The sequence below is a fragment of the Pseudomonas sp. H1_F01 genome, assembly GCF_054681425.1.
In genome coordinates, this window is sequence record NZ_CP162823.1 from 1,836,662 (window position 1) to 1,861,912 (window position 25,251).

Here is a 25,251-nt window from a genome sequence, read left to right on the forward strand (position 1 = left end):
CCCCATGTTCCCCTTAACGGAACGCCATCTCCTGCCGATAACCCGATGAGCCCGTTTCTCTCCAACGTTTCGGCTCGCGATGTGCGTCACGACACAGCCAGGCCAAGCGATTGCTGAAATCCCTTGAACGTTGCTGGCTGGTGGCTATCATCTGCGCGCCTCGGGGCGGTGACACGGTGTTTCGTTGTTATGCCATTGGGTTATTTTCTTACTTGCCTGGACATCCTCGATGCTGGCGTACCACCAAAAAAGTTTTCTGATCGTCGATGATTTCTCGGATTTCCGCAGTTCGATCCGCTCCATGCTGCGTGAGCTGGGCGTCAAGGACGTGGACACCGCCGACACCGGTGAAGTGGCGCTGCGCATGTGCTCGCAGAAGCGCTATGACTTCATCTTGCAGGATTATCACCTGGGCGACGGGCGCAAGAATGGCCAGCAGGTGCTTGAAGACCTGATGGTTGAAAAGCTGATCAGCCATGAAAGTGTTTTCCTCATGGTGACCGCCGAGACCAGCCAGGCGATGGTGCTCAGTGCCCTGGAGCATGAGCCGGATGCGTACCTGACCAAACCGTTCAACCGCTCCGGCCTGGCCCAGCGGCTGGAGCGGCTCGAGCAGCGCAAGACCCTGCTCAAGCCGATCCTGCAAGCCCTCGATCGTGGCAAGCCGATGGAAGTGCTCAATGCCTGCATCGCCTTGTGCAAGCAGGATCCGCGCTACGGGCCGTTGTGCCTGCGTTATCGGGCCGATGCGTTGCGCGACCTGAATCAGAACGAGGCTCTTGAACGACTGTACAACTCCATCATCGCGGATCGCCCGTTGCCGTGGGCCTATGCGGGGCTGGGCAAGTTGATGTTCAAGCGCGGCCAGGTGGGGCAGGCCAAGGCTGTCTATGAAAAGGCCCTGAAAGTCTTTCCGATGATGCCGGCCTTGTACGACGGCATGGCCGACGTGCTGGTGGCCGAAGGTGACACCAAACAGGCGCAGCACGTGCTGGAAGAGGCGGTGCGCCTGTCGCCGCTGGCGGTGCGCCGCCAATCGTTGTTGGGCAAGCTGGCGATGACCAACGAAGACTACGACACGGCTTCCCGGGCCTATCGCCAGGCGGTAGGGCAGGGCGCGCAGTCGCGCTTCAAGGACCCGGAAAGCAACCTCGGCCTGGCCCATGCGCTGATCAGCAAGGGCAGCGAAAAAGGCCTCGACACCCGCACCCGGCTGGAGATCAACACGACTCTCAGCGCCGTGGCGAAGGAGAACCTCAACGACCCGGGGCTGCAGGTCCGGGCGCGGCTGATGAAGGCCACCAGCCTGTTGCTAAACGATGCCGAAACCGCCGAAAAGCTCACAGAACAGGCCTTGCAGCGCCTCGATGGCATGGAGCAATTCATGAGCGCCGAGGCCGCGTTGCTGGTGGCCAAGCAGCTGCAAATGCTTGGCCAGACCAGCGCCGGCGAGTCGATGCTCAAGAACTGCGCGGAAATCTACGGGGATGACCCGACGGTGATGCAAGGCATCGCCAAGCTGACCGACGACCCGAACATTCTCAACCAGGGCAATGCCGCCGCCGAGTTGAACCGCGAAGGCGTGCGGGTCTACAAGACCGGTGCATTGCCGCAGGCGCGGGAGCTGTTCCGCCGCGCCCTGAAGATGCAACCGAAGAACATCAGTATTGCCCTGAACATGGCGCAATCGCTGCTGCATGGCACCGACACCAGCGTGGAATCGGAACTGCTGCAGGAGTGCCGCGCCTGCCTGAAACTGGTGGGCATGATGCCCGACACCGATGCGCGTTTTGCGCGTTATCAAAAACTGCGAAGCAAGGCATTTGGCGATGAATGACAGCGAACAGGCCCTCGATTTTTCCACGGTGATCGCGTCTACCGTGCACGACATGAAGAACTCCCTGACCTTGCTCATGCAGACGCATACGCAATGGCTCGAACGCTTGCCCGACGCCGAGCGCCAGACCTCGGAGCAAGGCGTCATCGAGTTCGAATTCGCCCATCTCAATGGTTTGCTGGTGCAACTGCTGGGGCTGTACAAGCTCGGTGTCAACCAGTTGCCGCTGCACCCGGCCTACCATGAACTGGATGACTTCATCGAGGCGCAACTGGCCGGCCATCAGGACGTGTTCCGCAGTCGCGGGATCATGGTCACCTACGAAGTCGACCCGCTCAGCCCCTTGGGCTTTTTCGACCGTGAACTGATTGCTTCGGTGCTCGACAACTGCATCAACAACGCCATTCGCCATGCACGCCAGGCGCTGCTGATCAGTGTCAGCGACGAGGCCGGGCAACTGGTGCTGACCATCAACGACGACGGCGAAGGTTACCCGCCAGAGATGATCGAGCGTCAGGCCGAGTACGTGCAGGGCATCAACCACAGCAGCGGCAGCACCGGGCTGGGCTTGTACTTCGCCGCGCGGATCGCCGGGCTGCACCAGCGCGGCGGCGTGAGCGGGCGTACAGAGATTGCCAATGGCGGTGTGTTGGGTGGTGGGGTGTTCCGGCTTTACCTGCCCTGAGCGTGCGCTTTATAAAAAGCAGCACAAATCCCCTGTGGGAGCGAGCTTGCTCGCGATAGCGATGTATCAGTCAGCTCAATATTGACTGAGCCGACGCCATCGCGAGCAAGCTCGCTCCCACACTCGTATTGCACAAGATTTTAATTGTCTGCGGGTGCTTGATATTCCGAACAGCCGAAGTCTATTTTGTACGGGTTGCCGTTCGCGGCTCGCACATAACAAGGATTGCGTCATGACGACCGATGGCCAGCGTTCACTCGCGCAGCGACTGACGGGCATTGATGAGATTGAATGTGTCACGCCGGATTTGAATGGCGTGCCGCGGGGCAAGGTAATGACCGCTGAGGGTTTCCTCGAAGGCCGGCGGTTGCAACTGGCGCGGGGCGTGCTGCTGCAATGCATCATGGGCGGTTATCCGCCGTCGCGTTTCTACGGCAGCGACGACGGCGACCTGGCGCTGGTGGCCGATCCGAAACAGATCCACCGCCTGCCCTGGAGCCAGCAGCCCCGCGCCCTGGCGATCTGCGATGCCGACGAGTTGACCGGTGAAAGCTCCCGGCTCTCGACGCGCGGTCAGCTCAAGGCCGTTGTTGCTCGCTATGCAGCCTTGGGCCTGGCGCCGGTGGTGGCGACCGAATTGGAATTCTTCGTGTTCGCCCCCAATCCGGACCCGACCCAGCCGTTCCAGCCGCCGATGGGCATGGATGGACGTCGCGAAGACGGCCATTCGGCGTTCAGCGTCAGCTCCAACAATGGCCTGCGCCCGTTCTTCAGTGAAGTCTATGCATGCATGGCGGCGCTGGGCCTGCCTCGCGACACCTTCATGCATGAAATGGGCGTGAGCCAGTTCGAGATCAATCTGCTGCACGGCGACCCGCTGTTGCTGGCCGACCAGACCTTCCTGTTCAAGCACCTGCTCAAGGAAGTGGCGCTCAAGCACGGTCTGACCGTGGTCTGCATGGCCAAGCCCCTGGCCCACACGCCGGGCAGTTCGATGCACATCCATCAGAGCGTCGTCGAGGCAGGCAGCGGTCGTAACGTTTTCAGCGATGAAGCGGGCGAAGCGACGGCGACTTTCCGGCATTTCATCGGTGGGCAACAGGCGTGCCTGGCGGACTTCACCGCGTTGTTCGCGCCGAACGTGAATTCCTACCAGCGCCTGTGCCACCCGTTCGCCTCGCCGAACAATGCCTGTTGGTCCCATGACAACCGTTCGGCCGGGTTGCGGATTCCTGCCAGTTCGCCGGTGGCCCGGCGGGTCGAGAACCGCTTGCCGGGGGCCGATGCCAACCCCTACCTGGCGATTGCCGCCAGCCTGGCCGCCGGGCTGTATGGGATTGAGCATCGGCTGGAGCCGAGCGCGGCGATCCAGGGCGAATTCGAAGTGCCGGATAATCTGTCGTTGCCATGTACCTTGCATGCCGCCTTGGAGCGTCTGAAGCGTAGTCATCTGGCGAAGGAACTGTTCGGTGCGGAGTTCATCGAAGGCTACATCGCCTCCAAGACCCTGGAGCTGACCAGCTTCTTCGATGAAATCACGCCCTGGGAGCGGCGTGTCCTAGCGGCCCAGGCCTAACGAACCGTCGCATTCGGGCTATCTTCAACAGGTAGCCCTTACTCACCTCAAGGAGCCGCTCGGAACGCCGATGCGCCAAATCTGGAAACCTTTTCGAGCGCTTTATTTCGCCTCGCTGATGATGTTGATCGGCTCGGGCCTCTTGAGTACTTACCTGGCCTTGCGCCTGGCCGCCGACCATGTGGACAGCCTCTGGGTCGGTGCGCTGATGGCCGCCAACTATTTCGGCCTGGTGCTGGGTGGCAAGATCGGCCACCGGCTGATCGCCCGCGTCGGCCACATCCGCGCCTATTCGGCCTGCGCCGGGATCGTCGGGGCGGCAGTGCTGGGCCATGGCCTGGTGAACTGGCTGCCGGCCTGGATCGTGCTGCGGATGATTGTCGGCCTCGGGATGATGTGCCAGTACATGGTCATCGAGAGCTGGCTCAACGAGCAAGCCGATGCCAAGCAGCGTGGCGTGGTGTTCAGTGGCTACATGATTGCCTCGTACCTGGGGTTGGTGCTGGGTCAGTTGATCCTGGTCATGCATCCGGCCCTGGGGCCTGAGCTGTTGATGCTGGTGGCGCTGTGCTTCGCCTTGTGCCTGGTGCCGGTGACGCTGACCCGGCGAATTCACCCGGCGGCGCTGCATCCGGCGCCCATGGAGCCGCGCTTCTTCATCAAGCGTGTGCCGCAGTCATTGAGTACGGTGCTGGGCTCCGGGTTGATCGTCGGCTCGTTCTATGGCCTGGCGCCCCTGTATGCCTCTCAGCAGGGCCTGTCGACCGAGCAGGTCGGTCTGTTCATGGGTAGCTGCATCTTCGCCGGACTGCTGGTGCAGTGGCCCCTGGGCTGGCTGTCCGATCGTTATGACCGGGCGCTGCTGATCCGCTGCTTTGCGCTGGTGCTGACGATCTGTGCGCTGCCGTTGGCGATTCTTCCGACGGTGCCGCTGGAGGTGCTGTTCGTCGCGGGGTTCTTCTGTTCGCTGGTGCAGTTCTGCCTGTATCCGCTGGCGGTAGCGTTTTCCAACGACCACGTCGAAGCTGATCGAAGGGTGTCCCTGACCGCGATGCTGCTGGTGACCTACGGCGTGGGGGCCAGTATCGGGCCGCTGGTGGCCGGCGTGCTGATGAAGATGTTTGGCAGCCAGATGCTCTACGGCTTTTTCGCTTTCTTCGCCTTGGTGCTGGTGTGGCGGATCCGGCCGAAAGCGGTGACCAACCTGCATCAGGTCGATGACGCACCGCTGCATCACGTGGCGATGCCGGACAGCATGTCGAGTTCGCCTTTGGTGGCGTGTCTTGATCCGCGGGTGGATGAGCAGGTGGTGCAGGAGCAGATGCAGGCTCCGGCCAATCCGGACGTGGAGCCTGAGCTGGCCACTGAGACCGCGACCGAGGCCGAGACTGGGCCTGAGGAGCCTGAGACACCGAGTTTTACCCAGGCCAGGCCTTGAAGCAGGCATGAAAAAACGGGCAGTCGCCGCAAGGGACTGCCCGTTTTTTTTGCCTCGAAAATCAGAGGTCGTCTTTATCGAAGCGCCGGGCTTCTCGTTGGAGCTGGTAGACGAACCGCTCGACCTGCCGTTGCACCAGGCCACTGATGTTGTGGAAGCGTACGCCGGCGAACGTGGTGTTGATCCTTTCTTCGAAATGCAGGTAACGCAGCTCGACTGGCGCGGTCATGTTGCCAAAAGGCAGGGCCGCGATGAAGCGCTCGTACACCTGGCCCAATTGCAGTCGCTCCGTGATGTCGCCGTCAAACCGCAACTTGCAACCGGTGGCAGAGATGTCCAGCAGCTTGCCGTCCACCGGGGACTTGAGCTTGTCACCGCCCAGTTCAACGCTCACCAGTTGTGCCAGTTTCAGGGCGGCGCGGAAGGCGTTGCGACGTTGGTGGTAGACCACTTCGTCGGGCAGGGCGCCGCGATAGCAGCGACCGTCGCTGGATTCATCGATGGTCAGTGGGCCCTTGCCATCCCATGCGATACGCACGCCGTCATGGAAACCCTCGACACGAAAAGGCTCGCCCGCCAGCAGGAAACGCTCGCCGTCCCGGGGAATCATTTCATCCAGGGCGATGGAGTTGGTCTCGCGATCGACGTTGACCAGGTAGCTCTGGAAGCGCTGGCTACGTTCGTGGAAGGTGATGATCAGTGGGTCGTGGCTCTCTTGCAGCATCCGCAGGTTGCCGGAGATTTCCAGGGGCGTGGTGAGGACCTTGGGTGGCTGCGGAGCATCATCCGCGTTTGAGGCATTGAACACGGTGAGTCAATCTCCAGGCAAAATACGACTACGAATGGCCGGCATTTTGCCAGCATGTATCGCGCGTTGATAGAGCGAAGGCATTGTTCGTTTCATGCCTGGCTGAGCGGGCGATGCTTGACCATTCTGGCCGTTGAACCGCTAGCGTCATACAGCGTCGGGATCTCGCCACCGTTGAGGATGCGCAACTGGTTGGCGGTGGCGGCCTGCTGCATCAGGATCGACTGGCCGTTGCGAGCGTTGGTTGCCTGGCATTGGGCGAGCAGGTCGTTGAGTACTTTGCTCTGGGACAGTAGCTGATCGCCAATCGTCGACTGGCTGGCCAGTTGCTCGAGGCCTTCATGGCTGGCGGGCAGGTTGAGGCTGACGAGGATCTCGCTGCGTTTGCGGCCATGCTGGTCAAGCAGGATGATCAAGGCCTGTTTCTGCGCCAGGATATTCTCCAGCAGAGGCATGTCACGACCGTGCAATGCCACGGATTCGGCCTGCAACAATTCCAGTAGCTGTTGCGCTGGAACAAAGTCGTCGATGATCAATTGCAACAAATGAGTGTCGTGCATGGCTGGCCTTGGGTCTTAGCGTCCAAAAGCCTGGCGCAGGCGGCGGCCTAGCGCTGGGCTTCGAAGTTGAGCAGTTTGCTGGCTACGCGGTTGCTGTCGACTTTGTAGCTGCCATCAGCGATTGCTGCTTTCAACTCGGCCACGCGGGCGTTGTCGACGACAGGTTGATCGCGCAGCTTGTCAGTGACCTTCTGCAACTGCTGAGCCTCATTGCTGAGGTGTACCGACTCCCCGTTGCTGACCTGTTCGGCTGGTGTAGGCAGCGGCGCGGATTTGCCGGCTTCGGCGGTTTCCTTGGTGGCGCTGGTACGCGTGGTGCCTGGCAGCGGTGAAGAGCTGTTTAAACGATTGAAATCGATGACCATGGTAAAAAACCTCTGGGTATTTGGACGCTTGCCATGTTTTCGGCCATCCCCAAAATAACTTTAGGCTCATTTATGAAATGAACTTGCGCACGTCTGCGCTTGCCTTTGCGTAAGGCACAGTCTAGGGAACACCGGGATCAAGCGCCAGCTTTCTACCTCCTCTACCAGATCACTACATCGCCACTTCCACTTGGCCCGGGGCCATCACCTGCGCCTTGATCACGCGCTGGGAATTGAGGTTTTTTACCCGTATCTGTTCACGCATACCGCCGTTGGACAGGGCCTCGCCGGGCATCCGCACGGCCAGGGAACCGGTGCGGGCGGTGATCACAACCTGGTCGCCCTTGCGGACTACCTCGGCCTGCTCCAGATGCACCAGCGTCACGACCTGATCGGCGACCATTGGTCGGACAAGTTTCTGCCCGATGGCCTGGTCGACGGAGGTCAGGAAGCCCTGGGTGATCTGGCTGATGTCCCGTTCACGCAACATCACGTCCTGGGGCTCGACGATTCCGGCCCGCTTGAGCGGACGAGTGGTGGTGACAATTTCCCGAAACAGGCGCACTTGAGCGGGCACGAACACCGTCCAGGGCGCGGCGCTGTCGCAACGAACCTTCACCGTGACGCGTCCCAGGGGCCGGGCAGGGCTCTCCAGCGAAGCAGTCAATTCCTTGTCGCACATCGGCATGCGCAGGCGCGGGTCGAGTTGGTTGACTTCGATTTCATAGCGACCTTCCGTTTGACTGGTAGCCAGATAGTCTTCTACGGTGAATTCAAGAAAGCCCTGAGTGACGCCGATAAGGAGATCAGGCAAGGTAACCGGAACAGCAGCAAGGGCAGGACCGCCCGAAGTGAACAGGCAGACAGCCAGCAGTGCACCGAGCCAGTGGCGGCAGTGAGTGGTCAGGCGTCGAGAAAATGTCGTTTGTGCGTTCATGCCGGTTCAATAGCAAGCCCCGTGCCGTTTAGTGAATGAATGCGCGTCGGACACATTAGCGTTAGGTAGGAGTCAGGGCATGGCGGGAGTAATGGATTCGGTAAACCAGCGCACTCAGCTGGTCGGTCAGAATCGCCTGGAGCTGTTGTTGTTCCGTCTCGACGGCCAACAAATGTATGGGATCAACGTATTCAAGGTCCGCGAGGTGCTGCAATGCCCCAAGCTGACCCTGATGCCCAAATCCAGCCCCGTCGTGTGCGGTGTGGCCAATATCCGGGGTGCGACCATCCCGATTCTCGACCTGGCGATGGCGACCGGTTCCGGCCGGCTGCTGGACCAGAGCAATCCGTTTGTGATCATCACCGAGTACAACACCAAGACCCAGGGATTCCTGGTTCGCTCGGTGGAGCGCATCGTCAACATGAACTGGGAAGAGATCCATCCACCGCCCAAGGGCACCGGCCGCGATCACTACCTCACGGCAGTGACCCGGGTCGATAACCAGTTGGTGGAAATCATCGACGTGGAGAAGATCCTCGCCGAAGTAGCGCCCACGCCGGAAGCGATCTCCGTGGGAGTGGTGGATGCCGAAACCCAGCACAAGGCGATTTCGCTGCGGGTATTGACCGTCGACGACTCTTCAGTGGCCCGCAAGCAGGTGACCCGTTGCCTGCAAACGGTCGGTGTCGAGGTGGTGGCGTTGAACGACGGGCGACAGGCGCTCGATTACCTGCGCAAGCTGGTCGACGAGGGCAAGAAGCCTGAGGAAGAGTTCCTGATGATGATCTCCGACATTGAAATGCCGGAGATGGATGGGTACACCCTGACGTCGGAAATCCGCAGCGATCCGCGCATGCAAAAGCTGCACATCATCTTGCATACTTCGTTGTCCGGGGTTTTCAACCAGGCGATGGTCAAGAAGGTCGGCGCCGACGATTTCCTGGCGAAATTCCGTCCAGATGACCTGGCTTCCCGGGTCGTCGAGCGGATCAAGGCAGCAGAATAAAAGGTCGGGCGCGTTGTGCGCCCGGCAAGTCAACACGATGAAAGAGGCGGTATCTTGTCTACGGGTAATTTGGATTTCGAACAGTTCCGGGTCTTCCTGGAAAAAGCCTGTGGCATCTTGCTTGGTGAAAACAAGCAATACCTGGTGTCGAGCCGTCTCAATAAATTGATGGAACAGCAGGGCCTCAAGTCATTGGGCGAACTGGTGCAGCGTATCCAGACCCAACCGCGCAGTGGCTTGCGCGAAATGGTGGTGGACGCGATGACCACCAACGAAACCTTGTGGTTTCGTGACACCTATCCGTTTGAGGTGTTGAAGAACAAAGTGCTGCCGGCGGCCATCAAGGCCAGCCCGGGCCAGCGTCTGCGGATCTGGTCGGCGGCCTGTTCGTCGGGGCAGGAACCCTATTCGCTGTCGATGTCCATCGATGAGTTCGAGCGGTCCAACCTCGGCCAGTTGAAAGGCGGCGTGCAGATTGTCGCCACCGACCTGTCCGGGACCATGCTCAATAACTGCAAGACCGGCGAGTACGACAGCCTGGCTATCGGCCGGGGCCTGTCGCCGGATCGCCTGCAACGTTACTTCGATCCGAAAGGGCCGGGTAAATGGGTGGTCAAGGCGCCGATCAAGAGCCGGGTGGAGTTCCGCTCGTTCAACCTGCTGGATAGCTATGCCAGCCTGGGCAAGTTCGACATCGTGTTCTGCCGCAACGTACTGATCTACTTCTCCGCCGAAGTGAAGAAAGACATCCTGCTGCGCATCCACAGCACGCTCAAGCCGGGCGGCTACCTGTTCCTCGGTGCCTCCGAGGCGTTGAACGGTTTGCCGGATCATTACCAGATGGTCCAGTGCAGTCCGGGGATCATCTACCAGGCAAAGTGATTGGCTTGAACTGTCAAAAAACGGGAGTCCCCACGGGCTCCCGTTTTTTTATGCCTGCCGGTCACCACTAATCCCGCTCCCACAGTTCGAATGTCATTTGCCCTTGAGAAGCGGCAGAAAAGCGGCAGCCAGCGGAAGCCAGTTGCCGCTTTTCTGGCATTGCCGCTTTGCCGATGCCCGCAAAGCCCCGGTTTATGGGGTTTTCCAAAGTGGCACGCTGCTTGCTAAGTTCATCGCACGTACATTCTGGTCACCCAAAGGTTTCCGACATGAGCATCAGCTTCGATAAAGCGCTCGGTATCCACGAACAGGCCCTGAGCTTCCGCGCCCAGCGTGCCGAAGTCCTGGCCAACAACATCGCCAACGCCGACACCCCGAACTACAAGGCGCGTGACCTGGACTTTTCCAAAGTGCTCGCCGAGCAGAACGAGAAGACCAAGAACGGCCACTTCGCCTTGAACATGACCAACAGCCGTCATATCGAAGCCGAAGGCCTGGGCAATGGCGACGAATCGCTGATGTATCGCACGCCGATGCAGCCTTCGATCGACCAGAACACCGTAGACGCTCAACTGGAACAGTCCAACTACGCGGAAAACTCCGTGAACTTCCAGGCCAGCTTCACCCTGCTCAACAGCAAGTTCAAAGGGCTGGTATCGGCCCTGCGCGGAGAGTAAGCCATGTCGATTGCTAGCGTATTCAACATTGCCGGCAGTGCCATGAGTGCCCAGACCACTCGCCTGAACACCGTCGCCAGTAACATCGCCAACGCCGAGACCGTTTCGTCGAGCATCGACCAGACCTACCGCGCCCGCCACCCGGTATTCGCCACCATGTTCCAGGGTGGCCAGTCCGGCGGTAGCGACTCGCTGTTCCAGGAGCAGGACGCGGCCGGGCAGGGCGTGCAGGTGCTTGGCGTGGTCGAAGACCAGAGCAATCTCGAAGCCCGTTATGAGCCAAACCATCCGGCCGCTGATGCCAAGGGGTATGTCTACTACCCGAACGTCAATGTCGTCGAAGAAATGGCCGACATGATTTCCGCCAGTCGTTCGTTCCAGACCAACGCCGAAATGATGAACACCGCCAAAACCATGATGCAGAAGGTCCTGACCCTCGGTCAGTGATAAGGGGCGAGTCACATGAGCGTTACCAGTACAACAAGTGGTTTGAGCCTCAACGAGATTCTGGCCAACTCCTCGGTCAAGACCAGCACCACCACCGATGCCCTGGGCGCGGCGACCGGTGCGGCCACCGGCAAGAAGGAATTGGGCAAGGATGCGTTCCTGCAGTTGCTGGTCACCCAGCTGAAAAACCAGAACCCGCTGGAGCCACAGGATAACGGCGAGTTCGTTGCCCAACTGGCGCAGTTCAGCAGCCTGGAAGGCATCACCACCCTCAACGAGACCGTGAGCGGCATCGCCGGCAACTACAACTCGTCCCAGGCCCTGCAAGCCTCGTCGCTGGTCGGTCGCTCGGTCATTGCCCCGGGCGACAAGGCTGTGGTCGATACCTCCAAGAGCCTCAACGGCACGGTGGTGGTACCAACATCGGTGTCCTCCGTCGCGGTCAAGATCGTGGACAAGGACGGCAAGACCGTTCGCACCATCGACTTGGGCAGCCAGAACGCCGGCAACTCCGCGTTCATCTGGGACGGCAAGAACGATGCGGGCGCGGTCGTTGAATCGGGCACTTACACCTTCGCGGCCTCGACCACCATCGACGGCAAGGCCACGTCGCTGATCACCAACCTGCCGGCCACGGTCAGCAGCGTGACGATCAGCCAGACGGGCGGTGAGCTGATGCTCAACCTGGCCGGGCTGGGCAGCATTGCCCTGTCCAAAGTACAAACTATTGGTATGTAGAGCCGACTAACCGGCAAAAGGAGTCAACATGTCTTTCAACATCGGCCTTAGCGGTCTCTATGCAGCCAACAAACAGCTGGACGTGACCGGCAACAACATCGCCAACGTGGCGACCACCGGTTTCAAATCGTCCCGCGCGGAATTCGAAGACGTCTACTCGGCCACCAAGCTGGGTTCGGGCAGCAAGACCGTCGGTAACGGCGTGCGCCTGGCCAACGTTTCCCAGCAGTTCGGCCAGGGTGATGTGAACAACACCGGCAACGTACTGGACATGGGCATCCAAGGCCAGGGCTTCTTTGTCCTGAGCAATGACGGCTCCCTGAGCTACACCCGTGCCGGTACCTTCAAGACCGACAAGGAAGGCTATATCACCAACAGCGACGGCACTTCGCGCCTGCAGGGCTATGGCGTGGATGCCAACGGCAAGATCCAGAACGGCATCTTGACCGACCTGCGCATCGACACCTCGAACCTGCCGCCGAGCGCCACCAGCCTGGTTTCCTCGACGATCAACCTGAATTCGACGGCAACGGCGATCACCGCGGCGTTCAATCCAAGCGACACCGCCACGTTCACCAAACAATTCACCACCCCGGTCTACGATACTCAGGGTAACCAGCACTCCATGGACCAATACATGGTCAAGACTGCCGGCAACACCTGGAACGTCTATACCTTGATCGATGGTCGTAACCTGAACGGCACCTTGCCGACCACGACCGGTGCGAACGCGCCGATTCCTTCGACCATGAGCTTCGATTCCAGCGGCAAGCTGACTCAGGTCAGCACGCCGCCAGTACCGCCTGCCACCGTGCCGACGATCAACAGTGACCTGGTATTGACCGGCTGGGTTCCTGGCACGGTGACCAACGGCGTATGGGCCGCCAACGGCGCCGCGAGTGCGCCAACCATCACGATTTCCATGGGCAACACCACCCAATTCAACGCCGACACCGCCCGCTCGATCCCAACCCAGAACGGCTACGCCACCGGCCAGATCACCAACCTGACCATCGACGGCAGCGGTGTGTTGCTGGCCAACTTCAGCAACAACCAGACCAAGCCGATTGGCCAGCTCGCGCTCGCCAGCTTCACCAACGAGCAAGGCTTGCAGCCGGTAGGCGGCACCAGCTGGAAAGAAACCTTCGCCTCGGGCATCCCGGGCTACGATGCCCCGGAAACCGGTACCCTGGGTTCGATCGCCTCCAACTCCCTGGAAGAGTCCAACGTCAACCTGACCAACGAATTGGTCGAGCTGATCAAGGCGCAAAGCAACTACCAGGCGAACGCGAAGACTATCTCCACCCAGAGCACCATCATGCAGACCATCATTCAGATGACCTGATAGCGGGCGGCTTCAAAAAAACCGACGTCCTGAGACGTCGGTTTTTTTTGCATGAAATTCTTTGGGTGATTATTACCGTTTGTCGGATGACTGGTGCGGAACTTGCACTTCAGTCCTAATCGCTCTACGAGCGTCAAGTTTCCATACGACTGTCTTCGAGTCGGTATTGACTGACGACAGGGATGTCACGAAAACCAAGGGACGGATACCAGTTGAAACCCCATAACGCTATCAGTGCGCCTATTGTTGCGCCTTCATTGAAATCGGTACTGCGTCGGGGGCTGCTGGGCGCTGCGCTGTTCTCCGGTGTGATCAATATTCTGGCGCTGATTGGCCCGGTGTTCATGCTGGAAGTCTACGACCGGGTTATCCCCAGCCAGAGTGTCCCGACCCTGGTCGCCCTGGGGCTGTTGGCGCTGGGGGTTTATGCGCTTTCAGGCCTGCTGGATATCATTCGCTCCCGAGTCATGGTGCGAATTGCTTCTTCGCTGGATCTGGCGTTGTCCGCCAAGGTCTTCAATGTCATTGCCGGTGCGTCGCTGAAAACGCCCATTACCGGCGATGCCTTGAAGCCGGCCCATGAGCTGGATCAGATTCGCGGTTTTATTGGCGGACCGGGCCTGGTGGCTTTTTTCGATTTGCCTTGGATGCCGGTTTACCTCGCGGTCTGCTTTTACATTCATCCGTTGTTCGGCCTTTTGGCCGCCGGCCTGATGATTATCCTCATTGGTCTGACCCTGATCACTGACCGGCAAACCCGCAAACTGATGCAGGCGTCAGCCGAGGCGTTGAACAAGCGCAATCACCTGGGTCAGCAAGCTCACCAGAACGCCGAAGCGCTGATGGCCATGGGCATGTTGGCCAACACGTCGAATATCTGGCAGAACAATCACAGCACCTTTATCACTCTGCAGCGACGCTCGATCGACATCGGTGGCTTTTACGGTGGCATTTCCAAAACCCTGCGCCAGGTCGTTCAATCGACGGCCCTGGCCCTGGGGGCGTGGCTGGTGATCAAAGGCGACTTGAGCGGCGGTACGATGATCGCGGCCTCGATCATCGTGGCGCGGACCCTGGCGCCGGCGGAGCAGGTCATTGCCACATGGCGCAGCCTGTTGAGTGCCCAAATCGCCTGGAAGAAGCTGCTGGAAGTGTTCTCGCTGTTCCCGGATGCCCAGAACAAGACCGAACTACCCGCTGCCCATCGCAGTTTGCAGGTCGAAAGTGTTTTTGCCGCGCCGCCCGGCGCGCAGCGCCTGACCTTGCAAAATATCAACTTCATGGTCGCCGCGGGCACTGCTGTGGGTGTGGTGGGACCGAGCGCATCGGGCAAGTCGTCATTGGCGCGGGTGCTGGTCAACGCCTGGGCACCGGCTCGCGGGCATGTCCGGCTCGATGGCGCGCCGCTGGATCTGCTGACCGAGCAGGCCCGAGGCAAGTTGATCGGTTATCTGCCGCAAAGCGTTGGTTTGTTCACTGGAACCGTCGCCCAGAACATTGCCCGGCTAGACCCTTCGGCACCGGACAGCGCGATTGTCAGCGCTGCGCAGTTAGCCGGGGTTCATGAGCTGATCCTGCAGTTGCCCCAAGGCTATGAAACCCAGGTAGGCGAGGGCGGGGTCAACCTCTCGGCCGGCCAACGGCAGCGGGTGGCCCTGGCCCGGGCATTGTTTGGTGATCCATTCCTGGTGGTGTTGGATGAGCCGAATTCAAACCTCGATGCCGAGGGCGAACAGGCTCTGGCCAAGGCTATCCTGGCGCTCAAGGCCCGTGGCGCAATCGTGGTGGTGATTGCCCATCGCACCAATATCTTGTCGGTGATCGATCAGGTACTGATCCTCGAGAACGGCGTGCAAGCGGCTTACGGCCCCAGGGATGTCGTCCTTAAACGACCTTCTGTAGCGCCCCCACGGTCCTCCAATAATGTCGTGGAACTGGGAGCATCCAACTGATGCATAGCGATCAAGAAGTCACTCTGACCGATTCCTTGTCCCGCCATTTGCGCTGGGGGGCGATCTCATTGGTGGTACTGCTCGGCGGAGGACTGACCTGGGCGGTGTGCACCAACCTGTCCGGCGCCGTCATCGCCACCGGCGTGGTCGCTGTGGAAGGCAGCGTCAAGACCGTCCAGCATCCTACCGGCGGCGTAGTAGCCGAACTTTTGGTCAAGGAAGGGCAGACAGTCGCCGCGGGTGACGTGTTGTTGCGCCTCGACGCCACATTGCCCGCCGCCAGCCGAGCCATCGTCAGTAAATCCTTGAACCAGGCTTGGGCGCGTCTGGCTCGCCTGGAGGCCGAACGGGACAATGCCAGCGAAGTAGCGGTCCCCAAAGAGTTGCTGACCCGCATGAGCCTGGATGAGGCCAAGTCGGTCATGGCCAGCGAACAGCAGTTGTTTATTGATCGACGCGCTTCCCGCGAAGGCCAGAAGAAACAGCTGCGCGAGCGCGTTCAGCAACTCAACGAAACCATTGCCGGTCACGACATCCAGCAGAAAACCAAACAGGAAGAAATCGAACTGATCGATAGCGAATACCAGGCCGTCAAGAAACTGTTCGACAAAGGCATGATGACCCTCGACAGGGTCAATGCCCTGGCTCGGGGTATCGCCCGGCTGCGCGGAGAGCGTGGACAACTGATGGCCTCCATTGCCGAGGCCCGGGGCAAGATCGCCGAAACCGAGTTGCAACGACTCCAGGTTGACCAGACTTTCCGCAGTGAAGTGTCCCAGGAGCTGAGAGATTTGCTAGCCCGCCAGGGCGAATTGATCGAGCGGGAAATCACTGCCAGCGATCAGCTCAAACGCATCGACATCACCTCGCCTATTGCCGGACGCGTGCAGCAATTGGCCGTGCACACAATCGGTGGCGTCATCTCACCGGCCGAGGGGCTCATGCAGATCGTACCCGCCGACGATGAACTGCTGGTGGAGGCGAAAATCAGTGCACAGGACATCGATCAGGTTTCCCTAGGTCAGCAAGCCACGTTGCGTTTGAGCGCCTTCAACCGCAGCACGACCCCAGAGCTTCAGGGTTCGGTGGTGCGTTTGTCCGGCGACCTGATTCAGGATGAACGCACCGGTGCTGGTTTCTATCGGGCCGGTATTCGCCTTTCCAAAGGGGAGTTGATGCGAGTGCCCGGCCTCACGCTTGTACCGGGCATGCCGGTCGAATCGCTTATCAAGACAGGTGACAGGACCGTTTTGTCCTACCTGCTTAAACCCATCAGTGATCACGCCCACCGTGCGTTCAGAGAAGGGTAAATCTTCTTACGTACCTGACGTTTTCAGCATAGTTTCCAACACACACAAGGAAGATGTAATGGCGGCAATCAACGGGACCAACGGTGCAGATACGCTGGTGGGTACTGCAGGCGATGATCAGATACGCGGTTTGGCTGGTGACGATGTTTTGAGCGGTGGGGATGGCAACGACCTTCTTATTGGCGGAGCGGGGGCCGACCAACTGATTGGCGGCGCAGGCATCGACATCGCCAGTTATGAGGATATCGTTTCGGGAGTGGGTGTCACCGTCAACCTGAAGACAGGCATTCATACAGGCATTGCCGCGGGTGATACCTTCAATGGCATCGAAGTGATCCGTGGCTCGTCCTATAGCGACAACTTTATCGGTGGCACCTCCGCCGATACCTTTGATGGTGCCAATGGCTACGACACCCTGAGCTACGCCAGTTCTGCCCAGGCGGTCAACCTGACCGTGACAGGTACCGCCGGTACGGGGACGGGAGGCGATGCCCAGGGCGATACGTTCAGCAACATCGAGGTGATCACTGGCTCGGCCTACGATGACGTCTTTACCTTCAACGCGGGCAGCGTGACCTTTAACGGTGGTGCTGGTAATGACGTCTACGTCATCAATGGCAGCGGCTCGATAGGGGCTGGTGAACTGGCAGGCGGGGGCGACGATGAAATCCGCACCAACCAGGCCAGCGCAGCCTTGAGTGCCGAAGTCGAGCGCTTGACCTATACCGGTGCGGCTAACTTCACGGGGCGCGGCAACGCCGGTGACAACATCATCACCGGCGGTGCGGGTAATGATCTATTGATCGGCGGGGCGGGGGCCGACCAACTGATCGGCGGCGCCGGCATCGACATCGCCAGTTATGAGGATATCGTTTCGGGAGTGGGTGTCACCGTCAACCTGAAGACAGGCATTCATACAGGCATTGCCGCGGGTGATACCTTCAATGGCATCGAAGTGATCCGTGGCTCGTCCTATAGCGACAACTTTATCGGTGGCACCTCCGCCGATACCTTTGATGGTGCCAATGGCTACGACACCCTGAGCTACGCCAGTTCTGCCCAGGCGGTCAACCTGACCGTGACAGGTACCGCCGGTACGGGGACGGGAGGCGATGCCCAGGGCGATACGTTCAGCAACATCGAGGTGATCACTGGCTCGGCCTACGATGACGTCTTTACCTTCAACGCGGGCAGCGTGACCTTTAACGGTGGTGCTGGTAATGACGTCTACGTCATCAATGGCAGCGGCTCGATAGGGGCTGGTGAACTGGCAGGCGGGGGCGACGATGAAATCCGCACCAATCAGGCCAGCACAGTCTTGAGTGCCGAAGTCGAGCGCTTGACCTATACCGGTGTGGCTAACTTCACGGGGCGCGGCAACGCCGGTGACAACATCATCACTGGCGGTGCGGGTAATGATCTATTGATCGGTGGGGCGGGGGCCGACCAACTGATCGGTGGCGCAGGCATCGACATCGCCAGTTATGAGGATATCGTTTCGGGAGTGGGTGTCACCGTCAACCTGAAGACAGGCATTCATACAGGCATTGCCGCGGGTGATACCTTCAATGGCATCGAAGTGATCCGTGGCTCGTCCTATAGCGACAACTTTATCGGTGGCACCTCCGCCGATACCTTTGATGGTGCCAATGGCTACGACACCCTGAGCTACGCCAGTTCTGCCCAGGCGGTCAACCTGACCGTGACAGGTACCGCCGGTACGGGGACGGGAGGCGATGCCCAGGGCGATACGTTCAGCAACATCGAGGTGATCACTGGCTCGGCCTACGATGACGTCTTTACCTTCAACGCGGGCAGCGTGACCTTTAACGGTGGTGCTGGTAATGACGTCTACGTCATCAATGGCAGCGGCTCGATAGGGGCTGGTGAACTGGCAGGCGGGGGCGACGATGAAATCCGCACCAACCAGGCCAGCACAGTCTTGAGTGCCGAAGTCGAGCGCTTGACCTATACCGGTGTGGCTAACTTCACGGGGCGCGGCAACGCCGGTGACAACATCATCACTGGCGGTGCGGGTAATGACCTGTTCATTGGTGGCGCGGGTGCCGACCAATTCATTGGTGGTGCCGGGACCGATACGGTCAGTTACGAAGACAGCACCAGCATCGGCGTCACGGTCAACTTGAAAACTGGAGTCCATACGGGTGTTGCCACGGGCGATACATTCTCCAGCATCGAAGTGATTCGCGGCAGCAATAGCGGCGATACATTCTTCAGTGGTGCCGAAGCTAACAACTTTGATGGCGGGACCACCGCTGGCGGCACTGATACGGTTGATTACTCGCTATCGGCTCAGGCCGTCAATATCACCCTTGCCACCACGGGCGTAGGCAGTGGCCAGGGTGGCGATGCGCAGGGCGATACTTACATTAATATCGAGAAAATCGTCGGCTCGACCCAAGACGATATCTTCACCACAGGTGCCGGTACGTTTACGTTGCAAGGCGGAGCGGGAAATGATCTTTACGTTATCAATGGCCCGGCCTATCAGACGGTGATCGAGACCGCCGGTGGCGGTGATGACGAGATTCGCACCAATCTTGCCAGCATGTCGATGGGTGCCGAAGTCGAGCGCCTGACCTACACCGGCACCGGCAATTTCACCGGTAACGGTAATGCCAGCAACAACATCATCTCGGCCGGCGTCGGCAACGATCTGCTCTCAGGGGGAGCGGGTGCCGATCTCTTCATCGGTGGTGCAGGGACTGACACCGTCAGTTATGACGATGCCACTACTGGGGTTACCGTTAATCTCAAAACCAGTGTCCACACGGGCATTGCCGCTGGCGATACTTTTGACGGCATCGAAGTCATTCGTGGTTCCAAGTACAGCGATATTTTTGTTGCCAGTGCAAACGTCGACAAGTTTGAGGGCGGCGCCGTCACTGCCGATAATATTGATGTCGTCGATTACTCACTTTCCTCTGGGGCCGTCAACCTCGCCTTGGCCTCTGGGGCTGGCACCGGGACTGGTGGTGATGCCGAGGGCGACAGTTTCTCCGGCATTGAGAAAGTCATCGGTTCGGCCTATGACGACGTGTTCAACTCATCCACTACCGGCAGTTTCAACCTGCAGGGTGGCGCCGGCAACGACCTCTACATCGTCAACAACACCGCTACGGCGGTGATCACCGAGGCCGTTGGTGGCGGCGACGATGAAGTGCGAACCAACATCGCCAGCATGGGTTTGTACAACAACGTCGAACGCCTGACTTATACCGGTACCGGTAACTTCACCGGTCGCGGCAATGCCACCGACAATATCATCACCGGCGGGGCTGGCAACGACACCTTGCTTGGCGGTGGAGGCGCCGACAGTTTCATTGGCGGCAGCGGTACGGACACAGTCGGCTACGATGACAGCACTGTTGGTGTGACGCTCAACTTCAAAACCGGCGTGCACAGCGGCATTGCGGCAGGTGATACCTATACCGATATCGAAGTCATTCGCGGTTCACAATACGCCGATACGTTCATGGGTGGTGCGACCGCAGACAAATTCGACGGTGGCACGGGCACTAGTATCGACGTGGCGGATTACTCTCAATCCGCTCAGGGCGTGACGCTGACACTGGGTGCATCTGGCGTCGGTTCGGGCGCCGGGATGGGGGGCGATGCCGAAGGCGATAGCTTCTCGGGCATCGAGAAGATTGTCGGCTCGGCCTACAACGACGTCTTCATCGCCAACACCAATTCGACCGGGTTCACTGTGCAAGGTGGTGCGGGCGATGATGTTTATGTCCTCAATAACGCCACCTATGGGGCGATTGTTGAACTGGCGGGTGGCGGCATCGATGAGGTGCGCACGAATCAGGGGTACTACCAGCTCAATGCTGGAGTCGAGAATCTGACCTATACCGGCACTGTCGGTTTCCAATCGTGGGGTAACGCACTGGATAACGTCATCACTGGAGGTGTTGGCAACGATATCCTGATGGGTGGAGATGGTGGTGACACCTTCATCGGTGGAGATGGCATCGATACGGTCAGCTACAACGACATCGGACCGGTCGGCGTGACGCTCAACTTCAAGACTGGTGAGCATACGGCTATCGCCAAGGGCGATACGTTCGACAGCATCGAGAAGTTCGTCGGGTCGGGTAGGGACGATACCTTTGTGGGTAACGAACAGGCCAATAATTTCGATGGTGCTTTCGGCAGAGACACTGTCAGTTTTGCCTTTGAAACCTCGGCCATCACGCTGGACCTCACCCAGCCTTTGACTGGCGCTGCAGCAGGGGACACTTACACCAACATCGAGAACTGGGAAGGGACGGCGTTCAACGATACGTTGATTGGCGGAACTGGCGTCGAAACGTTCATCGGTGGGCAGGGCGCTGACTTTATCGATGGCGGGGCTGGTGCTTCCGACGCAGCCTGGTACACCGGCAGTTCGGCAGCGGTGCAAATCAATATGCTGGCAGGCACGGTCACCGGAGGCGATGCAACCGGTGATGTATTGGTCAACATTGAAGGCCTGCATGGTTCGGCGTTCGACGATACGTTGACTGGTAACGCTGTTCAAAACGAGATCTATGGCGGCGAGGGCAACGACCTGGTCTATGGCGGCGACGGCAATGACTACATCTATGGTGGCAAGTATGAGCCCTATGCCTTCAATGGTCCTGATCGCAGTGGCCCTGCCGAAGCGGATGAACTGCACGGCGGTAATGGCAATGACGGTATGTTCGGTGCCAACAACGATGCTGGCAGTGTCCTGCACGGAGATGCCGGCAATGACAACATCACGGTTTACGCCGGCATTGCTTACGGTGACGAAGGCAGTGATTCACTGGTGGGGGTGGGCCCCGAGTACCAACTGCATGGAGGTGCCGGTTCGGACACCTTGAACATGGTCGGTGGTGGTTACGCCTATGGCGGTGAGGGCAGCGACACTTACAAGGCGCAATCGTCCACCAGCGTAATGATCAAAGACGAAGGCACTTCCAGTGGTGATGTGGTCCAACTCCTGAACATCCAGTCCTATGCGGATGTGATGATCAAGACGGATGGTACCAACGCTTTCATTTTTAATGCCGTCGAGTGGAATTCGGGTCATCAGAACAATGCGGTCATTCTTGCTGACTGGTACGCGGGCTCCAATACCATCGAGTCCTTTCAGACTGCCAATGGAGATGTATTCACTATTCCCGTCTAAGTCTGGCGAAAACCGCGGCTGTCATTGAGTCTTGGCAGTTGAGGTCGTAAAAACACATTGAGGGTTAGTTGAAGGCTGCACAAGAAGCCCCTCGCAAGAGGGGCTTTTTCATGGGCGGTGATTTGTGTTGTTTGCTCTGGCCCCATCGTCGGATCGCCGCCCGGAGCAAGCTCGCTCCCACATTTGCCTTGGGGTGTTCCTCCAGGCAAAAGAAAACCCCCGATAAACCAGCGGTCTATCGGGGGGTTCTTTCAGCAGGCGCCTTTACGGGCCCACTCGCTCAGCTTATTGGCAAGCTTCGCAATCCGGCTCGTCGATCGCGCAGGCTTTTGGCACTGGCGCAGGACCGGCTGGAGCAGCCAGGACCGAATCGTCACCGTGGTTGCCGCCGCTGGAAACCGCGTTCAGCTTGCCGGTGTTGATGGTCGACTTCTCGGTGCTGGTCGCGGCCAGGGCACGGAGGTAGTAAGTGGTTTTCAGGCCACGGTACCAAGCCATGCGGTAGGTCACGTCCAGCTTCTTGCCCGAAGCGCCGGCGATGTACAGGTTCAGCGATTGAGCCTGGTCGATCCACTTCTGGCGACGGCTGGCGGCGTCGACGATCCACTTGGTGTCCACTTCGAAGGCCGTTGCGTAGAGCTCTTTGAGTTCTTGCGGGATGCGTTCGATCTGCTGTACCGAACCGTCGTAGTACTTCAGGTCGTTGATCATGACCGAGTCCCACAGGCCACGGGCCTTGAGGTCGCGAACCAGGTACGGGTTGATCACGGTGAACTCGCCCGACAGGTTCGATTTCACATACAGGTTCTGGTAGGTCGGTTCGATCGACTGCGACACGCCGGTGATGTTGGCGATGGTGGCGGTCGGTGCGATGGCCATGATGTTGGAGTTACGGATGCCTTTCTGCACACGGGCGCGAACCGGTGCCCAATCCAGGGATTCGTTCAGGTCAACGTCGATGTACTTCTGGCCACGCTGGGCGATCAGGATCTGTTGCGAGTCCAGCGGCAGGATGCCCTGGGACCACAGCGAACCCTGGAACGTCTCGTAGGCGCCACGCTCGTCGGCCAGGTCGCAGGAAGCCTGGATCGCGTAGTAGCTGACCGCTTCCATGGACTTGTCGGCGAATTCGACCGCGGCATCGGAACCGTACGGGATGTGCTGCAGGTACAAGGCGTCCTGGAAGCCCATGATGCCCAGGCCGACCGGACGGTGCTTGAAGTTGGAGTTCTTCGCCTGTGGCACCGAGTAGTAGTTGATGTCGATCACGTTGTCGAGCATGCGCACGGCGGTGTTCACGGTGCGCTGCAGCTTGGCGGTGTCCAGCTTGCCGTCGACGATGTGGTTCGGCAGGTTGATCGAGCCCAGGTTGCAGACCGCGATCTCATCCTTGTTGGTGTTCAGGGTGATCTCGGTGCACAGGTTCGAGCTGTGGACCACGCCCACGTGCTGCTGCGGGCTGCGCAGGTTGCACGGGTCCTTGAAGGTTAGCCATGGGTGACCGGTTTCGAACAGCATCGAGAGCATCTTGCGCCACAGGTCTTTGGCCTGGACGACTTTGAACAGCTTGATCTTGTTGTACTCGGTCAGGGCTTCGTAGTACTCGTAGCGCTCTTCGAAAGCCTTGCCGGTCAGGTCGTGCAGGTCCGGTACTTCGGATGGCGAGAACAGGGTCCACTTGCCGTCATCGAAGACGCGCTTCATGAACAGGTCAGGGATCCAGTTGGCGGTGTTCATGTCGTGGGTACGACGACGGTCATCACCGGTGTTCTTGCGCAGCTCGATGAACTCTTCGATGTCCATGTGCCAGGTTTCCAGGTAGGCACAGACCGCGCCCTTGCGCTTGCCGCCCTGGTTGACCGCGACCGCGGTGTCGTTGACCACTTTGAGGAACGGCACGACGCCCTGGGATTTGCCGTTGGTGCCCTTGATGTACGAGCCCAATGCGCGAACCGGGGTCCAGTCGTTGCCCAGGCCGCCGGCGAATTTCGACAGCATGGCGTTGTCGTGGATGGCGCCGTAGATGCCCGACAGGTCGTCCGGCACGGTGGTCAGGTAGCAGCTCGACAGCTGTGGACGCAGGGTACCGGCGTTGAACAGGGTCGGGGTCGAGGCCATGTAGTCGAAGGACGACAACAGGTTGTAGAACTCGATCGCACGGTCTTCACGCTGCTTCTCTTCGATCGCCAGGCCCATGGCCACGCGCATGAAGAAGATCTGCGGCAGTTCGAAACGCACGCCATCCTTGTGGATGAAGTAACGGTCGTACAGGGTTTGCAGGCCCAGGTAGGTGAACTGCTGGTCGCGCTCGTGGTTGATCGCCTTGCCGAGTTTTTCCAGGTCGAATTCAGCTAGGACCGGGTTCAGCAATTCGAACTCGATACCCTTGGCAACATAAGCTGGCAATGCCTTGGCGTACAGGTCGACCATTTCGTGGTGGGTCGCGCTCTCGGCGACTTCCAGGAAGCTCAGGCCTTCGGCACGCAGGGTGTCCATCAGCAGGCGGGCGGTCACGAAGGAGTAGTTCGGCTCGCGTTCCACCAGGGTCCGTGCGGTCATCACCAGCGCGGTGTTGACGTCCTTGAGAGCAACGCCGTCATAGAGGTTCTTCAGGGTTTCGCGCTGGATCAGGTCGCCATCGACTTCTTCCAGGCCTTCGCAGGCCTCGGTGACGATGGTGTTCAGGCGACCCATGTCCAGCGGCGCCAGGCTGCCGTCGGCGCGGGCGATGCGGATCGAAGGGTGGGCCTGGACCGGTGCGTCGGCCGGGGAACGGGTAGCACGCTCCTTGGCGCGGGAGTCACGGTAGATCACGTAGTCGCGGGCCACTTTCTGCTCGCCAGCACGCATCAGGGCCAGTTCGACCTGGTCCTGGATTTCTTCGATGTGGATGGTGCCGCCCGAGGGCATGCGACGCTTGAAGGTCGCGGTGACCTGTTCGGTCAGGCGGGCCACGGTGTCATGGATTCGCGACGAAGCGGCAGCGGTGCCACCTTCAACTGCGAGAAACGCTTTGGTGATGGCGACGGTAATCTTGTCATCGGTGTAAGGAACGACAGTGCCGTTACGCTTGATCACGCGCAGTTGGCCCGGCGCGGTGGCGGACAGATCCGGGTTCGAATCGGCGGCCAGCGGCGCGGTGCCCTGCGGGTTCTCGCGAGTTGTGTCGGTGTGCATGGGTGTCTCCACGTTCTCTATGTTTGTTTGGGCACCATCACGGTGCCCACCGTTCCGTCCTGAAGCACTACAACCGACTGGCGCCGGGCATAACAACTTCGGGACAGTAGGAAGCAGGCGTTTAATGCCGCTTCCATCCGAAGTTCTCAGGTTGCGAGCGGGGCTCGAAACCGGGTTGCCGGGGTGGCAGCAATTGACTGCAACACCCGTACCGTTTCGGTCGTTTTCGACCTGGAAACAGTTGCCATCCGCAGGGGCGGTCTGGGCTTGGGGAAATGCGGTGTTTCAGTTGGACAGAAGCAAGAAAAGCGCTTGAATTCTCTGTCCGACTT

At 59.5% G+C, this 25,251-nt stretch carries 18 protein-coding genes; 13 read left to right on the top strand and 5 right to left on the bottom strand.

Going from position 1 to position 25,251, the window contains the following annotated elements:
* Positions 1–229 precede the first annotated feature (229 nt).
* From AB4O09_RS08430 to AB4O09_RS08445, 4 genes are all read left to right on the top strand, one after another.
* Positions 230–1,837, top strand: a complete 1,608-nt coding sequence (locus AB4O09_RS08430) for a tetratricopeptide repeat-containing response regulator (protein ID WP_003204752.1) — start codon at positions 230–232, stop codon at positions 1,835–1,837.
* Positions 1,830–2,522 carry a sensor histidine kinase gene (locus tag AB4O09_RS08435; protein WP_003204750.1) on the top strand — a complete coding sequence of 231 codons (693 nt, stop codon included), beginning with the start codon at positions 1,830–1,832 and terminating at the stop codon, positions 2,520–2,522. Before AB4O09_RS08430 ends, AB4O09_RS08435 begins: the two co-directional genes overlap by 8 nt.
* Positions 2,523–2,856: 334 nt before the next feature.
* Entirely contained in the window at positions 2,857–4,098 is a 1,242-nt protein-coding gene (locus AB4O09_RS08440; RefSeq protein WP_172681417.1) for a glutamine synthetase family protein, read from the top strand.
* A gap of 70 nt (positions 4,099–4,168) precedes the next feature.
* Positions 4,169–5,536, top strand: a complete 1,368-nt coding sequence (locus AB4O09_RS08445) for an MFS transporter (RefSeq protein WP_013694074.1) — start codon at positions 4,169–4,171, stop codon at positions 5,534–5,536.
* A gap of 61 nt (positions 5,537–5,597) precedes the next feature.
* Here AB4O09_RS08445 and AB4O09_RS08450 read toward each other — a convergent pair whose 3' ends face one another.
* From AB4O09_RS08450 to flgA, 4 genes are all read right to left on the bottom strand, one after another.
* Positions 5,598–6,344 (bottom strand): flagellar brake protein, encoded by a 747-nt coding sequence (locus tag AB4O09_RS08450; protein WP_003204744.1) that lies wholly within the window; start codon positions 6,342–6,344, stop codon positions 5,598–5,600.
* Positions 6,345–6,436: 92 nt separating this feature from the next.
* On the bottom strand, positions 6,437–6,904 hold the full coding sequence (locus tag AB4O09_RS08455; protein ID WP_003204743.1) for a flagella synthesis protein FlgN: 468 nt from the start codon (positions 6,902–6,904) through the stop codon (positions 6,437–6,439).
* A gap of 47 nt (positions 6,905–6,951) precedes the next feature.
* Positions 6,952–7,269 carry a flagellar biosynthesis anti-sigma factor FlgM gene (gene flgM, locus AB4O09_RS08460; protein ID WP_003204741.1) on the bottom strand — a complete coding sequence of 106 codons (318 nt, stop codon included), beginning with the start codon at positions 7,267–7,269 and terminating at the stop codon, positions 6,952–6,954.
* A 172-nt stretch (positions 7,270–7,441) separates the two neighbouring features.
* Positions 7,442–8,206 carry a flagellar basal body P-ring formation chaperone FlgA gene (flgA, locus tag AB4O09_RS08465; protein WP_003204739.1) on the bottom strand — a complete coding sequence of 255 codons (765 nt, stop codon included), beginning with the start codon at positions 8,204–8,206 and terminating at the stop codon, positions 7,442–7,444.
* A gap of 79 nt (positions 8,207–8,285) precedes the next feature.
* On the opposite strand from flgA, the gene AB4O09_RS08470 reads away from it, so the two are divergent.
* From AB4O09_RS08470 to AB4O09_RS08510, 9 genes are all read left to right on the top strand, one after another.
* A complete protein-coding gene (locus AB4O09_RS08470; RefSeq protein WP_003204737.1) occupies positions 8,286–9,212 on the top strand; it encodes a chemotaxis protein CheV in 927 nt (308 codons plus the stop codon).
* A 54-nt stretch (positions 9,213–9,266) separates the two neighbouring features.
* Positions 9,267–10,094 (top strand): protein-glutamate O-methyltransferase CheR, encoded by an 828-nt coding sequence (cheR, locus tag AB4O09_RS08475; RefSeq protein ID WP_003204735.1) that lies wholly within the window; start codon positions 9,267–9,269, stop codon positions 10,092–10,094.
* Between the two features lie 269 nt (positions 10,095–10,363).
* A complete protein-coding gene (gene flgB / locus AB4O09_RS08480; protein ID WP_003204732.1) occupies positions 10,364–10,771 on the top strand; it encodes a flagellar basal body rod protein FlgB in 408 nt (135 codons plus the stop codon).
* Positions 10,772–10,774: 3 nt separating this feature from the next.
* Entirely contained in the window at positions 10,775–11,218 is a 444-nt protein-coding gene (flgC, locus tag AB4O09_RS08485; RefSeq protein WP_003204730.1) for a flagellar basal body rod protein FlgC, read from the top strand.
* Positions 11,219–11,233: 15 nt separating this feature from the next.
* Positions 11,234–11,956: a flagellar hook assembly protein FlgD gene (flgD, locus tag AB4O09_RS08490; RefSeq protein ID WP_003204727.1), complete on the top strand. Its 723-nt coding sequence runs from the start codon at positions 11,234–11,236 to the stop codon at positions 11,954–11,956.
* Between the two features lie 28 nt (positions 11,957–11,984).
* On the top strand, positions 11,985–13,301 hold the full coding sequence (gene flgE / locus AB4O09_RS08495; RefSeq protein WP_038856002.1) for a flagellar hook protein FlgE: 1,317 nt from the start codon (positions 11,985–11,987) through the stop codon (positions 13,299–13,301).
* 212 nt (positions 13,302–13,513) lie between these two features.
* Positions 13,514–15,253, top strand: coding sequence for a type I secretion system permease/ATPase (locus AB4O09_RS08500; protein ID WP_038856003.1), 1,740 nt, complete (start codon positions 13,514–13,516; stop codon positions 15,251–15,253).
* On the top strand, positions 15,253–16,563 hold the full coding sequence (locus AB4O09_RS08505) for an HlyD family type I secretion periplasmic adaptor subunit (RefSeq protein ID WP_038856004.1): 1,311 nt from the start codon (positions 15,253–15,255) through the stop codon (positions 16,561–16,563). Before AB4O09_RS08500 ends, AB4O09_RS08505 begins: the two co-directional genes overlap by 1 nt.
* Positions 16,564–16,621: 58 nt before the next feature.
* Positions 16,622–21,742, top strand: a complete 5,121-nt coding sequence (locus AB4O09_RS08510; RefSeq protein WP_233839801.1) for a beta strand repeat-containing protein — start codon at positions 16,622–16,624, stop codon at positions 21,740–21,742.
* 285 nt (positions 21,743–22,027) lie between these two features.
* Here the strand turns inward: AB4O09_RS08510 and AB4O09_RS08515 are convergent, their stop codons facing one another.
* Positions 22,028–24,919 carry a ribonucleoside-diphosphate reductase subunit alpha gene (locus AB4O09_RS08515; protein WP_003204723.1) on the bottom strand — a complete coding sequence of 964 codons (2,892 nt, stop codon included), beginning with the start codon at positions 24,917–24,919 and terminating at the stop codon, positions 22,028–22,030.
* Positions 24,920–25,251: the final 332 nt, after the last annotated feature.

What these genes read in the sequence shown, in the direction of transcription:
- AB4O09_RS08430 (WP_003204752.1), top strand. Translation starts at nt 230, where the DNA reads ATGCTGGCGTACCACCAAAAAAGTTTTCTGATCGTCGATGATTTCTCG.
- AB4O09_RS08435 (WP_003204750.1), top strand. Translation starts at nt 1,830, where the DNA reads ATGAATGACAGCGAACAGGCCCTCGATTTTTCCACGGTGATCGCGTCT.
- AB4O09_RS08440 (WP_172681417.1), top strand. Translation starts at nt 2,857, where the DNA reads ATGACCGCTGAGGGTTTCCTCGAAGGCCGGCGGTTGCAACTGGCGCGG.
- AB4O09_RS08445 (WP_013694074.1), top strand. Translation starts at nt 4,169, where the DNA reads ATGCGCCAAATCTGGAAACCTTTTCGAGCGCTTTATTTCGCCTCGCTG.
- AB4O09_RS08455 (WP_003204743.1), bottom strand. Translation starts at nt 6,904, where the DNA reads ATGCACGACACTCATTTGTTGCAATTGATCATCGACGACTTTGTTCCA.
- flgM (WP_003204741.1), bottom strand. Translation starts at nt 7,269, where the DNA reads ATGGTCATCGATTTCAATCGTTTAAACAGCTCTTCACCGCTGCCAGGC.
- flgA (WP_003204739.1), bottom strand. Translation starts at nt 8,206, where the DNA reads ATGAACGCACAAACGACATTTTCTCGACGCCTGACCACTCACTGCCGC.
- AB4O09_RS08470 (WP_003204737.1), top strand. Translation starts at nt 8,286, where the DNA reads ATGGCGGGAGTAATGGATTCGGTAAACCAGCGCACTCAGCTGGTCGGT.
- flgB (WP_003204732.1), top strand. Translation starts at nt 10,364, where the DNA reads ATGAGCATCAGCTTCGATAAAGCGCTCGGTATCCACGAACAGGCCCTG.
- flgC (WP_003204730.1), top strand. Translation starts at nt 10,775, where the DNA reads ATGTCGATTGCTAGCGTATTCAACATTGCCGGCAGTGCCATGAGTGCC.
- flgD (WP_003204727.1), top strand. Translation starts at nt 11,234, where the DNA reads ATGAGCGTTACCAGTACAACAAGTGGTTTGAGCCTCAACGAGATTCTG.
- flgE (WP_038856002.1), top strand. Translation starts at nt 11,985, where the DNA reads ATGTCTTTCAACATCGGCCTTAGCGGTCTCTATGCAGCCAACAAACAG.
- AB4O09_RS08505 (WP_038856004.1), top strand. Translation starts at nt 15,253, where the DNA reads ATGCATAGCGATCAAGAAGTCACTCTGACCGATTCCTTGTCCCGCCAT.
- AB4O09_RS08510 (WP_233839801.1), top strand. Translation starts at nt 16,622, where the DNA reads ATGGCGGCAATCAACGGGACCAACGGTGCAGATACGCTGGTGGGTACT.
- AB4O09_RS08515 (WP_003204723.1), bottom strand. Translation starts at nt 24,919, where the DNA reads ATGCACACCGACACAACTCGCGAGAACCCGCAGGGCACCGCGCCGCTG.